Below are 18,947 nucleotides of genomic sequence, written 5' to 3' on the forward strand. Positions count from 1 at the left end.
TTGAACAGCACGGAGATCGGCTCCCTTTCCCCCTCGCCCCCCGTGGGGGAGAGGGCTGGGGTGAGGGGGAGGGATCTAAAACACACCACAAAAACCTGATCCAAAAAAAAGCCCCTGCAAACTCAGGGGCTCTTCGATCAGTGCGGCTGATAAACCGTGAGCATCTGCCCCGGCTTCAACGCTTTACCCGCACCCGGATTCCAGCGCTTGAGATGCTGCATCTCAACGTTGAAACGCTTGGCCACGACATAAAGCGTATCGCCGCGTTTGACCTTGTACTGGGTCTGCTGCGCGCTGTCGTCCTTACCTTTGCTCTTGCTGTTGGCCGCAATCACTGTATTGACGCGCCCAGACTTGCGAGCCGGCGCACGTTTGGTGGTGTCTTGCATCACCAGCGTCTGACCAACCTTAAGGTTCTTGCCGGTCAGCTTGTTCCAGCGCTGCAGATCCTTGACTTCGACCTTGTTGGCCTTGGCGATGGAGCCGAGGTTGTCGCCACGCTTCACGCGATAAGCACGCTTGAGCTTGGCCACTTCCGATGGGTCAGCACCCTCGAACACCGGTTTCAGCGAACGCGGGCTGATCAGCTCGTCAGGTCGCATGGTCTGCAAACTGGCGGTGAGCAATTGCGCCTTCGACGTTGGCACCAGCAGATGCTGAGGACCGTCGATGGTGGTGCGTTGCTTGAAGGCCGGATTGAGCTGGAACAGTTCGTCTTCGTCGATATTGGCCACCGCAGCAACCTTCGACAGGTCCATGCGCTGGTTGATTTCGACGACCTGGAAGTACGGTTCGTTGGCGATCGGGTTGAGGTTGACGCCGTAGGCTTCCGGCGCTAGGACCACTTGCGACAATGCCAGCAGCTTCGGCACGTAGGCCTGGGTTTCCGCCGGCAGCGGCAGGTTCCAGTAGTCGGTTGGCAGGCCAAGCTTTTCGTTGCGTTCGATCGCGCGGCTGACCGTACCTTCACCAGCGTTGTATGCGGCCAGGGCCAGCAGCCAGTCGCCGTTGAACATGTCGTGCAGACGGGTCAGGTAATCCATCGCAGCGGTGGTCGAGGCGGTGATATCGCGCCGGCCATCATAGAAGCGGGTCTGACGCAGGTTGAAGTAACGCCCGGTGGAAGGAATGAATTGCCACAGCCCGACTGCATCGGCCCGGGAATAGGCCATCGGGTTGTAGGCGCTTTCAATCACTGGCAACAGGGCCAGTTCCAGCGGCATGTTGCGTTCTTCGAGGCGTTCGACGATGTAGTGAATATAGAGACTGCCGCGTTCGCCGGCATTCTCGAGAAAAGAGGGATTGCTGGCGAACCACAGGCGCTGTTGCTCGATGCGCGGGTTGACGCCGAGGCCTTCCTGCAGCTGAAAGCCCTGGCGCATGCGTTCCCAGATATCCTGAGGAACCTGTGGGCTGGGCTTTTCGGTCAGCCAGATCGGCTTCTGCTTGGCTCGCGCAGCAATGTTCGGCGTATGGGTCGCTTCAGTCTGCGGAGCATGGCTGGAACAGCCCGCCAGCGTGGCGGACACAGCCACCGCGATGGCTTGCGCCAGGCGGGTCAATGCGTCTGAATTGACGGACTTACGTATGGATGACGACATTGGCTGGAAGTAAGTTCCGGGCAAAAATGTCGGGCGATTCTAGAAAGCGCACCCCCCTAGGTCAACCATTCAGAATTTTTGTATCAAGTGCTGGGTCACTTAGAACGTATCTTTCCAGGCCCGCAGAGCCGCAAATACCTCACTCGGCGCCCGGTTTTGAGCGCCTGCCCGTTCGTCCACTTTTTGTGTAACTAATGTTTCAGTGGTACGCAAAAACGGGTTTGTGAGCTTTTCCAGAGCGAGGGTCGAGGGCAGGGTCATCACGCCGTTTTGCCGTTGCTGGGTGACTTTTTCCAGACGGGCGGCAATGTGCGGATTGCTTGGCTCGACGGCGGCGGCAAACTTCAGATTGCTCAAGGTGTATTCATGAGTGCAGTAGACCAGCGTATCTTCCGGTAACGCGGCGAGGCGGCTGAGCGAGTGGTGCATTTGCTCCGGTGTGCCTTCGAACAAACGGCCGCAACCGGCAGCGAACAGCGTGTCGCCGCAGAACAGCAGACCGTGGTGATAGTAGGCAATGTGTCCCAGGGTGTGACCGGGCACCGCATAGACGTCGAAGTCCCAGCCGAGCACGCTGACTGTGTCGTTGTCCTTGAGCGCCACATCGCGCACCGGAATGCTTTCGCTGGCCGGACCGAAGACTGTCGCACCGCTCAGCGCTTTCAGGCGTTCGACGCCGCCGACGTGATCATGGTGATGGTGGGTGATCAGGATATCGCTCAACACCCAGCTCGGATGCGCGTCAAGCCACGCCTGAACCGGCGCGGCATCGCCCGGGTCGACCACCGCGCAGCGCTGGGTGCGGTGATCCTGTAACAACCAGATGTAGTTATCGGTGAACGCGGGCAGGGCACTGATCTGTATCATCGTCGGAATTCGCCAAGCGGAAAACATTGGCGCATCTTAGTAGTTCCTGGCGCTTTGGAGAATGCGATGAGTGATAAAGCGTTCGCACAGGCTGATCCTGACTGGCTGGCCCTGATCGGTGCAGCCCGTGAATGGCTGTCCGGCCCGCTCGGGCAATTTCTGCTCGATGAAGAGCGGCGCATGCTCGAAGACGAGTTGGGCCGATTCTTTGGCGGTTATCTGGTGCATTACGGGCCATCGGCCGAAACCCCGCCGGCAGCGCCGCAAGTGCAGCGCAATGTGCGCCTCGGTGCGCCGTTGCCGGGGGTCGAGATTGTCTGCGAAGAGCAGGCCTGGCCGTTGAGCGAGCATGCCGCCGACGTGGTGGTGATGCAGCACGGTCTGGATTTCTGCCTGTCGCCCCACGGTTTGCTCCGTGAAGCGGCGAGCAGTGTGCGTCCCGGCGGGCATTTGCTGATCATCGGCATCAACCCTTGGAGCACCTGGGGCTTGCGCCATGTTTTCGCCCACGACGCCTTGCGAAAGGCGCGCTGCATCTCGCCGTCGCGGGTCGCCGACTGGCTCAATCTGCTCGGCTTTGCGCTGGAGAAACGCCGCTTCGGGTGCTATCGTCCGCCGCTCGCGTCACCCAAGTGGCAGGCCCGTCTGGCCGGCTGGGAACGCAAGGCCGGTGACTGGCAACTGTCGGGCGGCGGCTTCTATTTATTGGTTGCGCGCAAGATCGTGGTCGGGCTGCGGCCGTTACGTCAGGAACGTCGCGAGCCGATGGGCAAGCTGATTCCGCTGCCGATGGCCAAGGTCAATCGCCGGCGCATCGAACCGTAAACCTTCTTTTATTTTTGGCCGGGGATGTCCCGGCCTTGGTCATTGTCGATCCGTGATCGGCAAGACAGGCATTTTTCTGGATAGAGTGGCATGAGCGAAAGCGTTGAAAGCGTCGACACCGTAGAACTGTTCACCGACGGTGCCTGCAAGGGCAACCCCGGCCCGGGCGGCTGGGGCGCCTTGCTGGTGTGCAAGGGCGTCGAAAAGGAACTGTGGGGCGGCGAAGCCAACACCACCAATAACCGCATGGAACTGCTCGGTGCGATTCGGGGCCTCGAAGCCTTGAAGCGTCCGTGTGAAGTGCTGCTGGTGACCGACTCGCAATACGTGATGAAGGGCATCAACGAGTGGATGGCCAACTGGAAGAAGCGTGGCTGGAAAACCGCAGCGAAAGAACCCGTGAAAAACGCTGATCTGTGGAAAGAGCTGGACGAGCAGGTCAACCGCCACAAGGTCACCTGGAAATGGGTGCGTGGGCACATTGGCCATCACGGTAACGAGCGGGCGGACCAGCTGGCCAACCGTGGCGTGGATGAAGTGCGCGGTTACAAGCAGAGCTGATTTCGCTTCTGAACCGTGGTGCGGCCCTTCGCGAGCAGGGAAATGCATTCCAGATCTGATGCCCCTTCCCTGAATTGGAATGCATTCCAATGTGGGAGCGAGCCTGCTCGCGAAGGGCGCAACACGGTCCACCTGAAACACCCCACCGAGCGTGCTAATATCCGCGTTTTTTGCAAGATCGACCCGTTGAGAGCTGAACACTGATGGCCACCAGATCCGTTGTACTCGATACCGAAACCACCGGCATGCCGGTGACCGATGGTCACCGGATCATTGAAATCGGTTGTGTCGAACTGATCGGTCGGCGCCTGACGGGCCGGCATTTTCACGTTTACCTGCAACCGGATCGCGAGAGTGATGAAGGCGCCATCGGCGTTCACGGCATCACCAACGAATTCCTCGTCGGCAAACCACGCTTTGCCGAAGTCGCCGATGAGTTCTTCGAGTTCATCAAGGGCGCGCAGCTGATCATCCACAACGCGGCGTTCGACGTTGGCTTCATCAACAACGAATTCGCCTTGATGGGCCAGCAGGATCGCGCCGACATCACCCAGCACTGCTCGATCCTCGACACCCTGATGATGGCCCGGGAACGTCACCCGGGGCAGCGCAACAGCCTCGATGCCTTGTGCAAACGTTACGGTGTCGATAACTCTGGCCGTGAATTGCACGGCGCCTTGCTCGACTCGGAAATTCTCGCCGACGTCTACCTGACCATGACCGGCGGCCAGACCAGTCTGTCGCTGGCCGGCAACGCGTCGGATGGCAATGGCTCGGGTGAGGGCGCGGACAACTCGGCGACCGAGATTCGTCGCTTGCCGGCCGATCGCCAGCCTGCGCGGATCATTCGTGCGACTGAAGATGAACTGGCGGCGCATCAGGTGCGGCTGGAGATTATCGCCAAGTCTGCCGGTGGACCGGCGATGTGGACGCAGATCGCCGAAGCCGACGCGCAGGCCTGAAGATCAAGAGATTGCAGCGTGCGGCAGCTCCTACAGGGGATCACATTTCAATGTAGGAGCTGCCGCAGGCTGCGATCTTTTGCTTCTGCCGGTATGAAGCCAACTGGCCACCCTCGCCACTTTCGCTGCAACCCTCTACCCTGAGTGCATTGGCAGCTGCAAACCTGCCGCCTCAGGACACTGAGCCTCATGTACAAAGATTTGAAGTTTCCGGTGTTGATCGTCCATCGCGATATCAAGGCCGACACGGTCGCCGGTGACCGTATCCGTGGCATCGCCCGGGAGTTGGAGCAGGAAGGTTTCAATATCGTTTCGGCCATCGACTACGCCGAAGGGCGGTTGGTCGCGTCGACCCATCATGGCCTCGCGTGCATGCTGATCGCCGCCGAGGACGCCAGCACCAACTCGCACCTTTTGCAGAACATGGCTGAATTGATCGGACTGGCGCGAGTGCGGGCGCCGGATCTGCCAATCTTCGCCCTCGGCGAGCAAGTCACCCTGGAAAACGCGCCGGCCGATGCCATGGCCGAGCTCAATCAACTGCGCGGCATTCTCTATCTGTTCGAAGACACCGTGCCGTTCCTCGCCCGGCAAGTCGCCCGCGCAGCGCGCAAGTATCTGGACGGCTTGCTGCCACCGTTTTTCAAGGCGCTGGTGCAGCACACCGCCGACTCCAATTATTCCTGGCACACCCCCGGTCATGGCGGCGGTGTGGCTTATCACAAGAGTCCGGTGGGGCAGGCGTTTCACCAGTTCTTTGGCGAAAACACCTTGCGTTCGGATTTGTCGGTGTCGGTGCCGGAACTCGGTTCGCTGCTCGATCACACCGGGCCGCTCGCTGAAGCGGAAGCACGCGCGGCACGCAATTTCGGCGCCGATCACACCTTTTTCGTGATCAATGGCACCTCGACCGCCAACAAGATTGTCTGGCATTCGATGGTCGCGCGCGACGATCTGGTACTGGTCGATCGCAACTGCCACAAGTCGGTGTTGCACGCGATCATCATGACCGGCGCGATCCCGTTGTACCTGTGCCCGGAGCGTAATGAGCTGGGGATTATCGGGCCGATTCCGCTGAGCGAGTTCAGCCGCGAATCGATTCAGGCGAAGATCGATGCCAGCCCGCTGACCAAGGGCCGTGCGCCGAAAGTCAAACTCGCCGTGGTTACCAACTCGACCTACGACGGCCTCTGCTACAACGCCGAGCTGATCAAGCAAAGCCTCGGCAACAGCGTTGAGGTCCTGCATTTCGACGAAGCCTGGTACGCCTACGCGGCGTTTCACGAATTCTTCGCCGGGCGCTACGGCATGGCCACTTCGCGCAGTGACGACAGTCCGCTGGTGTTCACCACGCATTCCACGCACAAGCTGCTTGCCGCCTTCAGTCAGGCGTCGATGATTCATGTGCAGGACGGCGGTGCCCGGCAACTCGACCGCGACCGTTTCAATGAAGCGTTCATGATGCACATCTCGACCTCGCCGCAGTACAGCATCATCGCCTCACTCGATGTTGCCTCGGCGATGATGGAGGGCCCGGCCGGGCGTTCGCTGTTGCAGGAAACCTTCGATGAAGCGCTGAGCTTCCGTCGCGCGCTGGCCAATCTGCGCCAGCACATTGCCGCCGATGACTGGTGGTTTTCGATCTGGCAGCCGCCGGGCGTAGAAGGCATCGACCGCGTGCAGACCGCAGACTGGTTATTGCAGCCGGACGCCGAGTGGCACGGCTTCGGCGAAGTCAGTGACGATTACGTCTTGCTCGACCCGATCAAAGTCACGTTGGTGATGCCGGGGTTGAACGCCGGCGGTGCGCTGAGCGAGAAGGGCATCCCGGCGGCGGTGGTCAGCAAGTTTCTTTGGGAGCGTGGACTGGTTGTCGAAAAAACCGGCCTGTATTCCTTTCTGGTGCTGTTCTCGATGGGCATTACCAAAGGCAAATGGAGCACGCTGCTCACCGAATTGCTCGAATTCAAACGCAGCTACGATGCCAACGTGCGTCTGGAAACTTGCCTGCCGTGCGTGGCGCAAGAAGACACCGCGCGTTATCGCGGCATGGGCCTGCGCGATCTGTGCGATCAATTGCACGCCTGCTACCGCAGCAACGCCACAGCCAAACACCTCAAACGCATGTACACCGTGCTTCCGGAAATTGCCATGAAACCGGCTCACGCCTACGATCATCTGGTGCGCGGCGAAGTCGAGGCGGTGCCGATCGATGAGCTGGAAGGCAGGATTGCTGCGGTCATGCTAGTACCGTATCCACCGGGCATTCCATTGATCATGCCCGGTGAACGCTTCACTGAGGCGACCCGCTCGATCATTGATTACCTGAAATTTGCTCGCACGTTCGATAGCAGCTTCCCCGGTTTTGTCGCGGATGTGCATGGATTGCAGCACGAAGATGAAGGCAATGGACGGCAGTACACCGTCGATTGCGTCAAGGAATGAGGACTTTTCCCAGTATGCAACCGGTCATGAATCCGAAATACCCAGGGCTCTCGGTGCGCGTCGCCGACGAAGGCTTTGCGCCGTATATCTGGGGCAGCGACTTCAGTTTCGAGGTCGCCGCCTATGGCACCGCCGTGATTGGCCAGCCTGTCGAGCAATGGCGGGTGACGCCGATCGTGCCGTACCGCAAGTGCTACGGCATTGATCCGGAAGAGTTCAGCGCTTTCCACAACGCGCCGGACAGCGCGATTTTCATGGCCTATCTCGACGATGAGCCGGTTGGCCATCTGGTCATCAGCACCAACTGGAACGGTTTTGCGCACATCGATGAGCTGGCGGTGCATGCGCCGGCTCGGCGCCATGGTGTGGCCAAGGCGTTGCTGGATGTCGCGCAGTTCTGGAGTCGCAAGAAAAAGCTGCCGGGGATCATGCTCGAAACCCAGAACAACAACCTCGGCGCCTGTCGATTGTATGAGCGTTGTGGCTACGTGATTGGTGGCGTGGACCAGTTGCGCTATCGCGGCATTGATCCGAACACCGCCGAAGTGGCGTTGTTCTGGTATCGATTGTTCGATAATCCGCTGGAGAACTCGCTCAGCTCGCCAGCATCGCCTCGGCTTGTTCCGTGATGATTGCCAGTAACGTCTGAATCGCCGCCGACGGCGCGGCGTGCTTGAAGGTCAGCGCGTAGAGGCTGATCGGCACGGCCGGCGACAGCGGGCAGACATCCAGCCCGGCAGAGCGTGCGCCCAGTGCAGTGAACGGGTCGACGATGGCCAGGCCTTCGCCGGCCTCGACCATGCTGCGCATCATCTGATGGGTTTGTACGCGGGTCTGGATGCTCGGTGCCGGGTGCAACGCCTGGAGTTTGTTTTCCAGTGCCGGGCTCAATGGGTCCTGGCCTTCGAGGCCGACCATGGCTTGGCCAGCGAGATCCTGCAGGGACATGTATTTCTGTTTCGGCTGCAACCAGCCGTGGGGCGCGAGCAGTTGCAGCTTGCCCTGGGCCAGTGGCCGGCAATCAATGTCGGGATGTTCGGGGTCGTGCAGGCTTAGACCGAGATCACTTTCGCGCAACAACAGGCTGCGAACGATATCGCGGGTCGGCGCACTGAGCAGGCTGCACGGTGCATCCGGCAGGCGTCGGCGCAGGGCCGCGAGGCTTTGGGGCAATAATTGTTGCGCCAGCGGCGGGGTGCCGATGATGCGCAGGGGCGGGGCGAGGTATTGCTTGAGGCTGCTGGCCAGCCGTTGCACGGGTTCCAACGCTTCATAAACGTGAGCGATTTCCACCTGCAACGCCCGTGCTTCGGGCGTCGATTGCAGGCGCCCGCGCACGCTGGCGAACAGCATGAACCCCAACTGACTCTCGGCTTCGCGCAAACGCTCTTCGACCTCGGTCACCGGCAACTGCAGCCATTCGGCCGCGGTGCCCAGATGACCGGTCTGCAAGAGCGCCTGAATCACTTCGATATGACGTAAACGCATGCGTGAAGTCCATGTTCAGCAGGTGGGGTCAGTGGCTGAATCCTACCCCAAGTCTGCGCATATGACTTCTGCTCATAACGGCCAGTTATGAAGCGACGGTTGGCTCGGGTTCGCGGATCAGGGTGATGCCTGACTGAACCAGGAGAAACTCGTTCTCGTTGACCTTGTTGACGCGATCGCCAATGGCCAACTTGTAAATCGGCTCCGAGCCAGTGGAACCGTCTGCCGACGGGTTGGATTCCTGGAACTCATGCACGGAATAAACGCGGCCTTCCGCATCTCTTGCATGGAACTGACCGACCAGTACTGCTGCCATCTGCTTAGAACCTCTGGAGATAAAACGCTTGATTTGCGGCTTGGTAGACCGCCATCAAGGCCTGTAAGTTTTCCTACAGGAAAAAAATAATCAACACGCGGGAATTTACCTCGGGTGCTGGTGGAATCGTCACCGGATCATCTATAACTACGGGCTCCTCCCACGGACCATCGAGAGTTCTTCCATGAGCAATGTCTACAACGTCGCTGTAGTGGTCGGTAGCCTGCGCAAAGCTTCGATCAATCGCAAAGTCGCCCTGGCACTGGCGGAGCTGGCCCCGGCGAACCTCAAGCTTGAGATTGTCGAAATTGGCGATCTGCCACTTTATAACGAAGACATCGACGGCGATTCACCGCCGGCAGCCTACAGCACTTTTCGACAAAAAGTGGGTTCATCCGACGCGGTGCTGTTTGTCACGCCCGAATACAACCGTTCGGTGCCGGCGCCGCTGAAGAATGCCATCGACGTCGGTTCGCGGCCTTATGGCAAAGCCGTCTGGAGTGGCAAGCCGGGGGCGGTGATCAGTGTATCGCCGGGTGCCATTGGTGGTTTCGGTGCCAACCAGCATCTGCGGCAGTCGTTCGTGTTTCTCAATGTGCCGTGCATGCAGCAGCCGGAAGCGTATCTGGGCGGCGCGGGTTCGGCGTTTGACGAGGCGGGCAAGTTGAGCGAATCGGTGAAACCTTTTCTGCAGAGTTTTATCAATGCCTACGGACAATTCGTAGAGCAACACAAGAAGTAACCTGTACACGGAACAATGTAGGAGTGAGCCTGCTCGCGATAGCGGTGTGTCAGTCGACCAATTGGTAACTGACAGTCCGCTATCGCGAGCAGGCTCACTCCTACAGGTTTTGTGTTGGCTTCATAACCCCATTTCAATTTAAGGCTGTTGCGGATGCTCGCTGCGTCACTGATTTTCCTGCTGACCATTACCCTTGTCATCTGGCAGCCCAAAGGCCTCGGCGTCGGCTGGAGTGCGACGCTTGGCGCGGTGCTGGCGTTGATCTTCGGCGTTGTGCACCTGAGCGATATCCCGCTGGTGTGGCAGATCATCTGGAATGCCACTGGCACTTTCGTCGCACTGATCATCATCAGCCTGCTGCTCGACGAGGCGGGGTTCTTCAATTGGGCCGCATTGCACGTGGCGCGCTGGGGGCGCGGCAGTGGGCGCAAGCTGTTTGCCTTCATGGTGCTGCTCGGCGCGCTGGTGTCGGCGTTGTTCGCCAATGACGGTGCGGCGCTGATCCTCACGCCGATCGTGATTTCGATGTTGCTGGCGCTGCGCTTTTCCCCGGCGGCGACGCTGGCCTTCGTCATGGGCGCGGGATTTATCGCTGATACCGCGAGCCTGCCGCTGGTGGTGTCGAACCTGGTCAACATCGTCTCGGCAGACTTCTTTCACATCGGTTTCAACCGCTACGCAGCGGTGATGGTGCCGGTGAACTTTGTCAGCGTCGCGGCAACGCTGGGCATGTTGCTGTGGTTTTTCCGCCGTGACATTCCCAAGGCTTACGACCCGGAGCAGCTTGAGCATCCAGAAACCGCGATCCATGACAAAGCCACGTTTTATACGGGCTGGGCGGTGTTGGCGATCCTGTTGATCGGTTGTTTTGCGCTTGAGCCGCTGGGCATTCCGATCAGTGCGATTTCCGCCGTATGCGCCGCGCTGTTGTTGGGAATCGCCGCCCGCGGCCACAAGATTTCCACGCGCAAGGTCATGAAAGAAGCGCCTTGGCAGATCGTGATTTTCTCGCTGGGCATGTACCTGGTGGTGTATGGCCTGCGCAATGCCGGACTGACCGGGTATCTGGCCGGTTGGCTGGATGTCTTCGCCGGTCATGGTGTGTGGGGCGCAGCAATGGGCACAGGTGTGCTGACGGCGTTGCTGTCATCGATCATGAACAACTTGCCGACGGTGCTGATTGGTTTGTTGTCGATCGATGCGAGCCAGGCAAGTGGGGTGGTCAAGGAGGCGATGATTTACGCCAACGTGATTGGCAGTGACCTGGGGCCGAAGATTACCCCGATTGGCAGTCTGGCGACGTTGTTGTGGCTGCATGTGCTGGAGCGCAAGGGCATTCACATTGGCTGGGGGTATTACTTCCGGGTCGGGATTGTATTGACGGTGCCGGTGTTGTTGGTGACGTTGGCGGCTTTGGCTTTGCGGCTTTCACTTTAGACCGAGGTGACCCTATCGCGAGCAGGCTCACTCCTACAGGGGAACGCATTCCAATGTAGGAGTGAGCCTGCTCGCGATGGGGCCGGTACCAACACTACAAAAGCTCAGGCCTGGCCGGGGACATTCGGCCAAAGATCCGACACCAGAAACAACCGCTCCGCCTCTTCCCATTCCCCCCGCGCATTCTCGATCAGGCGCACCATCAGCTGCGCCGGGGCCAGCGGTTCAAGATCTTCCAGCCAGATCCGTAAATGCTCCAACGTCCAGGTCTGATCCGCCGGATAATGCGCCGGCGCCAGCCAAGCGTGGCGGGGCAGGGGTTGCCAGCGTCCGGCCGGACGTTGCGCGACAAACGCCGGCCAATCCTTCTGATGCAACCAGCTCCCGCGTAAATGCTGCGGATGCGCACCGTTCGGTGATTCAGCCTGTCCCGGCCACGGGTACAGCAAATAACCGCCCAGCCACAGTTGCGCACTGAACACCTGGATATCCAGCGCCGCCAGCACTTCGCGACTTTCCGGACGCGCCGAGATCGGCAACTGATGCTCGGCCAGATGCGCCAGTTTACGATCGAGCCGATCATGACAGCCCGGCCCCAGCCACTGCGCCGCATCACGACCGTCGCCATTCTGCGGGCCGAGATAAAGCTTGATCGCCAGCTCCAGGTGATGCACGCCATCGCGGTCACGCAGCAGCATGTCCAGTTCGCCGAGGGTGTGGCCTTCGCGGCGGATCGGCAGGTTGGCGGCGATCAGCTCGATGCCCGGTGCATGCTCCACGGCAAACTGCCACAGCCGCTCGTAATACAGGCCCAGGCGCCGTGTGCGCGCCTGCGACAACCAATGCAGCAAGCCATAACTGTCGCGGTCGAGCTGGCGCAACCAGTGTTCCAGTCGCTCTGGATCGTGCACCCAATCGCTGCCCGCCAGCGGATGACGCTGCGGCCACGGCGTGGTGGCGAGCATCGGCGGGGCGAGGATCACCCACGCCAGATCGCGCACTTCCGGGTGGCGTAATTGGTGGGGCAACTGCAGCAAGTCGGGAAATAGGATCATCTTGCGAGCATAGCCGTAAACACGAGCACACCCTTGAGGCTGAAAGGATTTTGTCTAACCGGCGCTTTCGCCCATAATCGTGCTTTTCGCGTTTTCGATTGTCCGCAGAGGTCCCATGGAGCAATTTCGTAATATCGGCATCATCGGTCGCCTGGGCAGTTCCCAGGTGCTGGATACCGTCCGCCGACTGAAACGGTTTCTGCTCGATCGTCACCTGCATGTGATCCTCGAAGACACCATCGCTGAAGTGCTGCCGGGCCACGGGCTGCAGACCTCGTCGCGCAAGATGCTCGGCGAAGTCTGCGACATGGTCATCGTCGTCGGCGGTGACGGCAGCCTGCTCGGCGCCGCGCGAGCGCTGGCCAAACACAATATTCCGGTGCTGGGGATCAACCGTGGCAGCCTCGGTTTCCTCACCGATATTCGCCCGGACGAACTGGAAGTCGAAGTCGCCAAGGTACTCGACGGCCACTATCTGGTGGAAAACCGCTTCCTGCTGCAGGCTGAAGTGCGCCGCCACGCCGAGGCCATTGGTCAGGGCGATGCGCTCAACGACGTGGTGCTGCACCCCGGCAAATCGACGCGGATGATCGAGTTCGAGTTGTACATCGACGGCCAGTTTGTCTGCAGCCAGAAGGCCGACGGCCTGATCGTCGCCACGCCGACCGGTTCCACCGCGTACGCACTGTCCGCCGGCGGGCCGATCATGCATCCCAAGCTCGATGCCATTGTGATCGTGCCGATGTACCCCCATATGTTGTCGAGCCGGCCAATTGTGGTCGATGGCAACAGTGAGCTGAAAATCGTCGTGTCGAAAAACATGCAGATTTACCCGCAAGTCTCCTGTGACGGGCAGAACCATTTCACCTGCGCGCCGGGCGACACCATCACCGTCAGCAAGAAAGCGCAGAAGCTGCGCCTGATTCACCCGCTCGATCACAACTACTACGAAGTCTGCCGCACCAAGCTCGGCTGGGGCAGCAAGCTGGGCGGTGGAGGCGACTGATGCTCGATCCCGCGCGCAGTTATGACCTGATTGGTGACGTGCACGGATGCGCCCTGACCCTCGAACACTTGCTGGACCGTCTCGGTTATCACAAGCAGGGCGGGGTCTGGCGGCATCCATCGCGCATGGCCGTGTTCGTCGGCGACATCATCGACCGTGGCCCACGCATTCGCGAAGCGCTGCACATCGTTCACGACATGGTCGAGGCCGGTCAGGCCTTGTGCATCATGGGCAACCACGAATTCAACGCGCTGGGCTGGAGCACGCCGGCGCTACCGGGCAGCGGCAAGCAGTTCGTCCGCGAACACACGCCGCGCCATGCGCGCCTGCTGCACGAAACCCTGACCCAGTTCGAAGACCATCCCGGCGACTGGCACGATTTCCAGCGCTGGTTCTATGAACTGCCGCTGTTTGTCGACGCCGGCCGCTTCCGCGTCGTCCACGCCTGCTGGGATGCCGGCCTGATCGAGCCGTTACGCGCGCTGTTCCCCAATGGCTGCATCGATGAACACTTCCTGCAGGCCTCGGCGGTGCCGGACAGCTTCGCCTGCACCGTGTTTGACCGTCTGTTGCGCGGCACCGACATGCGCCTGCCGGATGGTCTGACCATGACCAGCGGCGATGGTCTGGTGCGGTCGTTCTTCCGCACCAAGTTCTGGGAAGACGATCCGAAGACCTACGGCGATATCGTCTTTCAGCCTGATGCACTGCCAGACCCGGTGGCGCAGAAGCCGCTGACCTCCAGCGAAAAAAACAACCTGCTGCGCTACGGCGTCGACGAGCCGTTGCTGTTCGTCGGCCACTATTGGCGCAGCGGCAAACCGGCGCCGATCCGCCCGAACCTCGCGTGTCTGGATTACAGCGCGGTGCTCTACGGCAAACTGGTCGCCTATCGTCTGGATCAGGAAACCCGTCTGGATCCGCATAAATTTGTCTGGGTCGATGTCGAGCGGCCGGAGGTGCTGCAATGAGTGCGGTAGCGGTATTGCGTCTGCCGTTGGCGGTGGACTTGAGCGGTTTCGTCAAACTGCTGCAACGTATGCAGGTCCCGCATCGGGTCAGCGAAGAGGCCGGCGAACAGGTGCTGTGGGCGCCGGCGGAAATCAGCGAAGACGTGCGCTCGCTGTACGAGCGCTTCCCGGCGGGCGATCCCGATCAGCAAATGGACATCCCCGTCGCGCCGACCTTCAAGCGGCCGAGCTTTGTCGAGCAACTGAAATACGCCAAGGCCACGGGGTTTATCCTGTTGTTGTGCCTGATCGTTGGCGGGCTGACCTACCTCGGTGAGAACCTGCAAACCCTGCGCTGGCTGACCTTCCTCGATTTTCAGGTAGTTGGCGAGTACATCCATTTCACGCCGTTGGCCGACAGTCTGGCGGCGGGGCAGTGGTGGCGGCTGGTCACGCCGATGCTGATTCACTTCGGCATCCTCCACCTGGCCATGAACGGCATGTGGTACTGGGAGCTGGGCCGGCGCATCGAGTCGCGCCAGGGCAGTATCAACCTGATCGGCCTGACGCTGCTGTTCAGTCTGGTGTCCAACTACGCGCAGTTTGTCTGGAGCGGCGCGACCTTGTTCGGTGGTCTGTCCGGCGTACTTTACGGCTTGCTCGGGCATTGCTGGATCTTCCAGCTGCTGTCGCCGAACCCGGCCTATCGTCTGCCGCGTGGTGTACTGGCAATGATGCTGATCTGGTTGTTGGTGTGCATGTCCGGGCTGATCTCGGTGATCGGCTTCGGCGAAATCGCCAACGCCGCGCATGTCAGCGGGTTACTCATCGGATGCTTCACCGGTTTGTTGGGCGGTTTGTATAACCGCCGTAAACTGGCCGCCTAAAATTTCAGTAGATAAAGAGCACGGAGACCCTGATGTCCTCTTTTAACGACATGATCAACAACATTACCCCGGACATCTACGAGAGTCTGAAACTGGCCGTGGAAATCGGCAAATGGTCCGACGGTGGCAAGCTCACCGCCGAGCAGCGCGAGCTGTCGCTGCAGGCGATGATCGCCTGGGAAATCCAGAACCTGCCTGAAGACCAGCGCACCGGTTACATGGGCCCGCAGGAATGTGCGTCGAAGTCGATCGAAGTGCCGAACATCCTGTTCAAGTCGGATGCCATCCATTGATCGAGATTGGCCGCGGTGCAATCAGCAAAATGTCGGCGCGCCTGGACGGGCCGAATGTGCAATACGCGTTTCGTCTGGATGACGTCGAGGTGCCGGTCAACCCGTTGATCGGCAGCACGGTGCGTCTGGAGTACCTGGGGGCGATCCACTGCACCCATTGCGGGCGCAAGACCAAAACCAGTTTCAGTCAGGGCTATTGCTACCCGTGCATGACCAAACTGGCGCAGTGCGACCTGTGCATCATGAGCCCGGAGCGCTGCCACTATGAGGCCGGCACCTGCCGCGAGCCTGAGTGGGGCGAGAAATTCTGCATGACCGACCACGTGGTTTACCTGTCCAATTCGTCGGGGATCAAGGTTGGCATCACTCGTGCTACGCAGCTGCCGACTCGCTGGATCGATCAGGGTGCGTGTCAGGCGTTGCCGATCATGCGCGTTGCCACGCGGCAGCAGTCCGGTTTCGTTGAAGATCTGTTCCGCAGTCAAGTGGCTGACAAAACCAACTGGCGCGCGCTACTCAAAGGCGATGCGGCGGCGGTCGATCTGGCGCAGGTGCGCGATCAGCTGTTCGACAGTTGCGCCGAAGGTCTGCAAGGCCTGCAAGAGCGATTCGGCCTACAAGCTATTCAGACGATTGCCGATGTAGAACCTCTCGAAATCCGCTATCCGGTCGAGCAATACCCGGCGAAAATCGTCAGCTTCAACCTGGACAAGAACCCGATTGCCGAAGGCACGTTGTTGGGCATCAAAGGCCAGTACCTGATCTTCGATACCGGCGTGATCAATATTCGCAAGTACACGGCTTATCAGCTCGCCGTGCATCAATAAGGACCCCAGCATGCGCACCGAACAACCGAAGATGATTTACCTGAAGGACTATCAGGCGCCCGAGTACCTGATCGACGAAACACACCTGACCTTCGAGTTGTTCGAGGATCACAGCCTGGTGCACGCGCAGTTGGTCATGCGCCGCAACCCGGCACGTGGCCCGGGCTTGCCGCCGTTGGTGCTCGACGGCCAGCAGCTGGAATTGCTCTCGGTGACCCTGGCCGATAAAGAGCTTGGCGCTGCTGACTATCAATTGTCTGAAAACCATCTGACTCTGCAGCCGACCGCCGAAACCTTCACGGTCGACACCAGCGTCAAGATCCACCCGGAAACCAACACCGCACTGGAAGGCCTGTACAAGTCCGGCACGATGTTCTGCACCCAGTGCGAGGCCGAAGGTTTCCGCAAGATCACCTATTACCTCGACCGCCCGGACGTGATGAGCAAGTTCACCACCACCGTGGTCGCCGAACAGCACAGCTATCCGGTATTGCTCTCCAACGGCAATCCGATTGCCAGTGGCCCGGGCGAAGACGGCCGGCACTGGGCAACCTGGGAAGACCCGTTCATGAAGCCGGCGTACCTGTTCGCGCTGGTGGCCGGTGACTTGTGGTGCGTAGAAGACAGCTTCACCACCATGACCGACCGCAACGTTGCGCTGCGCATCTATGTCGAGCCGGAAAACATCGACAAGTGCCAGCACGCCATGACCAGCCTGAAGAAGTCGATGCGCTGGGACGAAGAGGTCTACGGTCGCGAGTACGATCTGGACATCTTCATGATCGTCGCGGTCAACGACTTCAACATGGGCGCAATGGAGAACAAAGGCCTCAACATCTTCAACTCCAGCGCCGTACTGGCCCGCGCCGAAACCGCGACCGACGCTGCACACCAGCGCGTTGAAGCAATCGTCGCCCACGAATACTTCCACAACTGGTCGGGCAACCGCGTGACCTGCCGCGACTGGTTCCAGCTGTCGCTGAAAGAAGGCTTCACCGTATTCCGTGATTCCGGCTTCTCCGCCGACATGAACTCGGCCACGGTCAAGCGCATTCAGGACGTGGCTTATCTGCGTACCCATCAGTTCGCCGAAGATGCCGGCCCGATGGCTCACGCCGTGCGCCCGGACAGCTTCATCGAGATCTCCAACTTCTACACCCTGACCGTGTACGAAAAGGGTTCGGAAGTGGTCGGCATGATCCACACCCTGCTCGGCGCCGAAGGCTTCCGTAAGGGCAGCGATCTGTACTTCGAGCGTCACGACGGTCAAGCGGTCACCTGCGACGATTTCATCAAGGCGATGGAAGATGCCAACGGCGTCGACCTGACCCAGTTCAAGCGCTGGTACAGCCAGGCCGGCACACCGCGTCTGGCCGTGAGCGAGTCGTACGACGCTGCCGCAAAAACCTACAGCCTGACCTTCCGCCAGAGCTGCCCGGAAACCCCGGACAAAGTTGAAAAACTGCCGTTCGTGATTCCGGTCGAACTCGGCCTGCTCGACAGCAAAGGCAACGAGATTGCCCTGCGCCTGAGCGGCGAAGCCACGGCGCAAGGCACCACCCGCGTGATCTCGGTAACCGAAGCCGAGCAGACCTTCACCTTCGTCGACATCGCTGAACAGCCACTGCCATCGCTGCTGCGCGGCTTCTCGGCGCCGGTGAAACTGAGCTTCCCGTACAACCGCGATCAGTTGATGTTCCTGATGCAGCATGACAGCGACGGTTTCAACCGCTGGGATGCCGGCCAGCAACTGTCGGTGCAAGTGCTGCAAGAGCTGATTGGTCAGCAGCAGAAGGGTGAGAGCTTGAAGCTCGATCCGCGTCTGGTCTCGGCACTGCGTACGGTGCTGTCGGACGAATCGCTGGATCAGGCGATGGTCGCTGAAATGCTGTCGTTGCCGGGTGAGGCGTACCTCACTGAAATCAGCGAAGTGGCGGATGTCGATGCGATCCATATCGCCCGTGAGTTCGCGCGTCAGCAACTGGCGAAAGGTCTGTTCGAAGCGCTGTGGCTGCGTTATCAAGCCAACCGTGATCTGTCGAAAAAGACCCCGTATGTGGCCGAGGCCGAGCACTTTGCTCGTCGCGCGCTGCAGAACATTGCGCTGTCGTACCTGATGCTCAGCGGCAAGCCGGAAGTACTGGCAGCGGCGCTGGAGCAGTTCGAAGCGGCCGACAACATGACCGAGCGCTTGACGGCGCTGGCGGTGTTGGTCAACTCGCCATTTGAAGAGCAGAAGGCGTTGGCGCTGGCCAGTTTCGCCGAGCACTTCAAGGACAACCCGCTGGTCATGGATCAGTGGTTCAGCGTGCAGGCCGGCAGCACCTTGCCCGGCGGTCTGGAGCGGGTGAAAGCGTTGATGCAGCACCCGGCGTTCAACATCAAGAACCCGAACAAGGTGCGTGCGCTGGTCGGTGCATTTGCCGGGCAGAACCTGATCAACTTCCACGCGGCGGATGGCTCCGGCTATCGCTTCCTCGCGGATCTGGTCATCGAGCTGAACGGCTTCAACCCGCAGATTGCTTCTCGCCAATTGGCACCGCTGACTCGCTGGCGCAAATATGACGATGCGCGTCAGGCGTTGATGAAGGGCGAGCTGGAGCGGATTCGGGCGTCGGGGCAGTTGTCGAGTGATGTGTATGAGGTGGTGAGCAAGAGCTTGGCTTGATGGTGTGTTGGAGTCGG

At 60.1% G+C, this 18,947-nt stretch carries 18 protein-coding genes; 13 read left to right on the forward strand and 5 right to left on the reverse strand.

Going from position 1 to position 18,947, the window contains the following annotated elements; translation table 11 throughout:
- Positions 1-137: 137 nt before the first annotated feature.
- The gene (locus CKW17_RS01695; RefSeq protein ID WP_007910577.1) at positions 138-1,601 is read right to left on the reverse strand and encodes a transglycosylase SLT domain-containing protein; all 1,464 of its coding nucleotides are present in this window, start codon (positions 1,599-1,601) and stop codon (positions 138-140) included.
- 99 nt (positions 1,602-1,700) lie between these two features.
- Positions 1,701-2,468: a hydroxyacylglutathione hydrolase gene (gene gloB, locus CKW17_RS01700; RefSeq protein ID WP_095119011.1), complete on the reverse strand. Its 768-nt coding sequence runs from the start codon at positions 2,466-2,468 to the stop codon at positions 1,701-1,703.
- A gap of 66 nt (positions 2,469-2,534) precedes the next feature.
- Between gloB and CKW17_RS01705 the strand changes: the two genes are divergently transcribed.
- From CKW17_RS01705 to CKW17_RS01725, 5 genes are all read left to right on the forward strand, one after another.
- On the forward strand, positions 2,535-3,293 hold the full coding sequence (locus CKW17_RS01705) for a class I SAM-dependent methyltransferase (protein WP_038366031.1): 759 nt from the start codon (positions 2,535-2,537) through the stop codon (positions 3,291-3,293).
- Between the two features lie 90 nt (positions 3,294-3,383).
- Positions 3,384-3,854, forward strand: a complete 471-nt coding sequence (gene rnhA, locus CKW17_RS01710) for a ribonuclease HI (protein WP_007910572.1) — start codon at positions 3,384-3,386, stop codon at positions 3,852-3,854.
- A gap of 203 nt (positions 3,855-4,057) precedes the next feature.
- Positions 4,058-4,816 (forward strand): DNA polymerase III subunit epsilon, encoded by a 759-nt coding sequence (gene dnaQ, locus CKW17_RS01715; RefSeq protein ID WP_095118421.1) that lies wholly within the window; start codon positions 4,058-4,060, stop codon positions 4,814-4,816.
- A gap of 189 nt (positions 4,817-5,005) precedes the next feature.
- The gene (locus CKW17_RS01720; protein WP_095118422.1) at positions 5,006-7,261 is read left to right on the forward strand and encodes an Orn/Lys/Arg decarboxylase N-terminal domain-containing protein; all 2,256 of its coding nucleotides are present in this window, start codon (positions 5,006-5,008) and stop codon (positions 7,259-7,261) included.
- Between the two features lie 14 nt (positions 7,262-7,275).
- The gene (locus CKW17_RS01725) at positions 7,276-7,890 is read left to right on the forward strand and encodes a GNAT family N-acetyltransferase (RefSeq protein ID WP_095118423.1); all 615 of its coding nucleotides are present in this window, start codon (positions 7,276-7,278) and stop codon (positions 7,888-7,890) included.
- Here the strand turns inward: CKW17_RS01725 and CKW17_RS01730 are convergent.
- Positions 7,856-8,749, reverse strand: a complete 894-nt coding sequence (locus CKW17_RS01730; protein ID WP_095118424.1) for a LysR substrate-binding domain-containing protein — start codon at positions 8,747-8,749, stop codon at positions 7,856-7,858. The genes CKW17_RS01725 and CKW17_RS01730 overlap by 35 nt on opposite strands.
- Positions 8,750-8,834: 85 nt before the next feature.
- Positions 8,835-9,065: a hypothetical protein gene (locus CKW17_RS01735; protein ID WP_095118425.1), complete on the reverse strand. Its 231-nt coding sequence runs from the start codon at positions 9,063-9,065 to the stop codon at positions 8,835-8,837.
- A gap of 184 nt (positions 9,066-9,249) precedes the next feature.
- Here CKW17_RS01735 and CKW17_RS01740 point away from each other — a divergent pair, with 184 nt between their 5' ends.
- Positions 9,250-9,807: an NADPH-dependent FMN reductase gene (locus CKW17_RS01740; RefSeq protein ID WP_038366013.1), complete on the forward strand. Its 558-nt coding sequence runs from the start codon at positions 9,250-9,252 to the stop codon at positions 9,805-9,807.
- Positions 9,808-9,960: 153 nt separating this feature from the next.
- Entirely contained in the window at positions 9,961-11,244 is a 1,284-nt protein-coding gene (locus CKW17_RS01745) for an arsenic transporter (protein ID WP_095118426.1), read from the forward strand.
- Positions 11,245-11,348: 104 nt separating this feature from the next.
- Here the strand turns inward: CKW17_RS01745 and CKW17_RS01750 are convergent, their stop codons facing one another.
- A complete protein-coding gene (locus CKW17_RS01750) occupies positions 11,349-12,299 on the reverse strand; it encodes a DUF1853 family protein (RefSeq protein ID WP_095118427.1) in 951 nt (316 codons plus the stop codon).
- Between the two features lie 115 nt (positions 12,300-12,414).
- Here CKW17_RS01750 and CKW17_RS01755 point away from each other — a divergent pair, with 115 nt between their 5' ends.
- Genes CKW17_RS01755 through pepN form a run of 6 tightly spaced genes read left to right on the forward strand, consistent with a single transcriptional unit; the run spans position 12,415 to position 18,930 of the window.
- Positions 12,415-13,305, forward strand: coding sequence for an NAD(+) kinase (locus CKW17_RS01755; protein WP_003224174.1), 891 nt, complete (start codon positions 12,415-12,417; stop codon positions 13,303-13,305).
- Positions 13,305-14,276, forward strand: a complete 972-nt coding sequence (locus CKW17_RS01760; RefSeq protein WP_007919225.1) for a metallophosphoesterase — start codon at positions 13,305-13,307, stop codon at positions 14,274-14,276. Before CKW17_RS01755 ends, CKW17_RS01760 begins: the two co-directional genes overlap by 1 nt.
- Entirely contained in the window at positions 14,273-15,142 is an 870-nt protein-coding gene (locus CKW17_RS01765; RefSeq protein WP_095118428.1) for a rhomboid family intramembrane serine protease, read from the forward strand. The genes CKW17_RS01760 and CKW17_RS01765 overlap by 4 nt, the downstream gene beginning before the upstream one ends.
- Positions 15,143-15,174: 32 nt before the next feature.
- Positions 15,175-15,435, forward strand: coding sequence for a YeaC family protein (locus CKW17_RS01770; protein WP_007919229.1), 261 nt, complete (start codon positions 15,175-15,177; stop codon positions 15,433-15,435).
- Positions 15,432-16,262, forward strand: a complete 831-nt coding sequence (locus CKW17_RS01775) for a DUF2797 domain-containing protein (protein WP_095118429.1) — start codon at positions 15,432-15,434, stop codon at positions 16,260-16,262. Before CKW17_RS01770 ends, CKW17_RS01775 begins: the two co-directional genes overlap by 4 nt.
- 10 nt (positions 16,263-16,272) lie before the next feature.
- Positions 16,273-18,930 carry an aminopeptidase N gene (gene pepN, locus CKW17_RS01780; protein ID WP_095118430.1) on the forward strand — a complete coding sequence of 886 codons (2,658 nt, stop codon included), beginning with the start codon at positions 16,273-16,275 and terminating at the stop codon, positions 18,928-18,930.
- The last annotated feature ends 17 nt before the right edge of the window (positions 18,931-18,947 follow it).

Source organism: Pseudomonas sp. Irchel s3f10, assembly GCF_900187515.1.
Taxonomy (GTDB): Bacteria; Pseudomonadota; Gammaproteobacteria; order Pseudomonadales; family Pseudomonadaceae; genus Aquipseudomonas; species Aquipseudomonas tensinigenes.

Bases quoted from the DNA above. Each gene is read 5' to 3' on its own strand.
- CKW17_RS01745 (WP_095118426.1), top strand. From the start codon at position 9,961: ATGCTCGCTGCGTCACTGATTTTCCTGCTGACCATTACCCTTGTCATC.
- CKW17_RS01730 (WP_095118424.1), bottom strand. From the start codon at position 8,749: ATGCGTTTACGTCATATCGAAGTGATTCAGGCGCTCTTGCAGACCGGT.
- pepN (WP_095118430.1), top strand. From the start codon at position 16,273: ATGCGCACCGAACAACCGAAGATGATTTACCTGAAGGACTATCAGGCG.
- CKW17_RS01720 (WP_095118422.1), top strand. From the start codon at position 5,006: ATGTACAAAGATTTGAAGTTTCCGGTGTTGATCGTCCATCGCGATATC.
- CKW17_RS01695 (WP_007910577.1), bottom strand. From the start codon at position 1,601: ATGTCGTCATCCATACGTAAGTCCGTCAATTCAGACGCATTGACCCGC.
- CKW17_RS01765 (WP_095118428.1), top strand. From the start codon at position 14,273: ATGAGTGCGGTAGCGGTATTGCGTCTGCCGTTGGCGGTGGACTTGAGC.
- dnaQ (WP_095118421.1), top strand. From the start codon at position 4,058: ATGGCCACCAGATCCGTTGTACTCGATACCGAAACCACCGGCATGCCG.
- CKW17_RS01750 (WP_095118427.1), bottom strand. From the start codon at position 12,299: ATGATCCTATTTCCCGACTTGCTGCAGTTGCCCCACCAATTACGCCAC.
- CKW17_RS01770 (WP_007919229.1), top strand. From the start codon at position 15,175: ATGTCCTCTTTTAACGACATGATCAACAACATTACCCCGGACATCTAC.
- CKW17_RS01755 (WP_003224174.1), top strand. From the start codon at position 12,415: ATGGAGCAATTTCGTAATATCGGCATCATCGGTCGCCTGGGCAGTTCC.
- CKW17_RS01740 (WP_038366013.1), top strand. From the start codon at position 9,250: ATGAGCAATGTCTACAACGTCGCTGTAGTGGTCGGTAGCCTGCGCAAA.
- CKW17_RS01705 (WP_038366031.1), top strand. From the start codon at position 2,535: ATGAGTGATAAAGCGTTCGCACAGGCTGATCCTGACTGGCTGGCCCTG.
- CKW17_RS01735 (WP_095118425.1), bottom strand. From the start codon at position 9,065: ATGGCAGCAGTACTGGTCGGTCAGTTCCATGCAAGAGATGCGGAAGGC.
- CKW17_RS01725 (WP_095118423.1), top strand. From the start codon at position 7,276: ATGCAACCGGTCATGAATCCGAAATACCCAGGGCTCTCGGTGCGCGTC.
- rnhA (WP_007910572.1), top strand. From the start codon at position 3,384: ATGAGCGAAAGCGTTGAAAGCGTCGACACCGTAGAACTGTTCACCGAC.
- CKW17_RS01760 (WP_007919225.1), top strand. From the start codon at position 13,305: ATGCTCGATCCCGCGCGCAGTTATGACCTGATTGGTGACGTGCACGGA.
- gloB (WP_095119011.1), bottom strand. From the start codon at position 2,468: ATGATACAGATCAGTGCCCTGCCCGCGTTCACCGATAACTACATCTGG.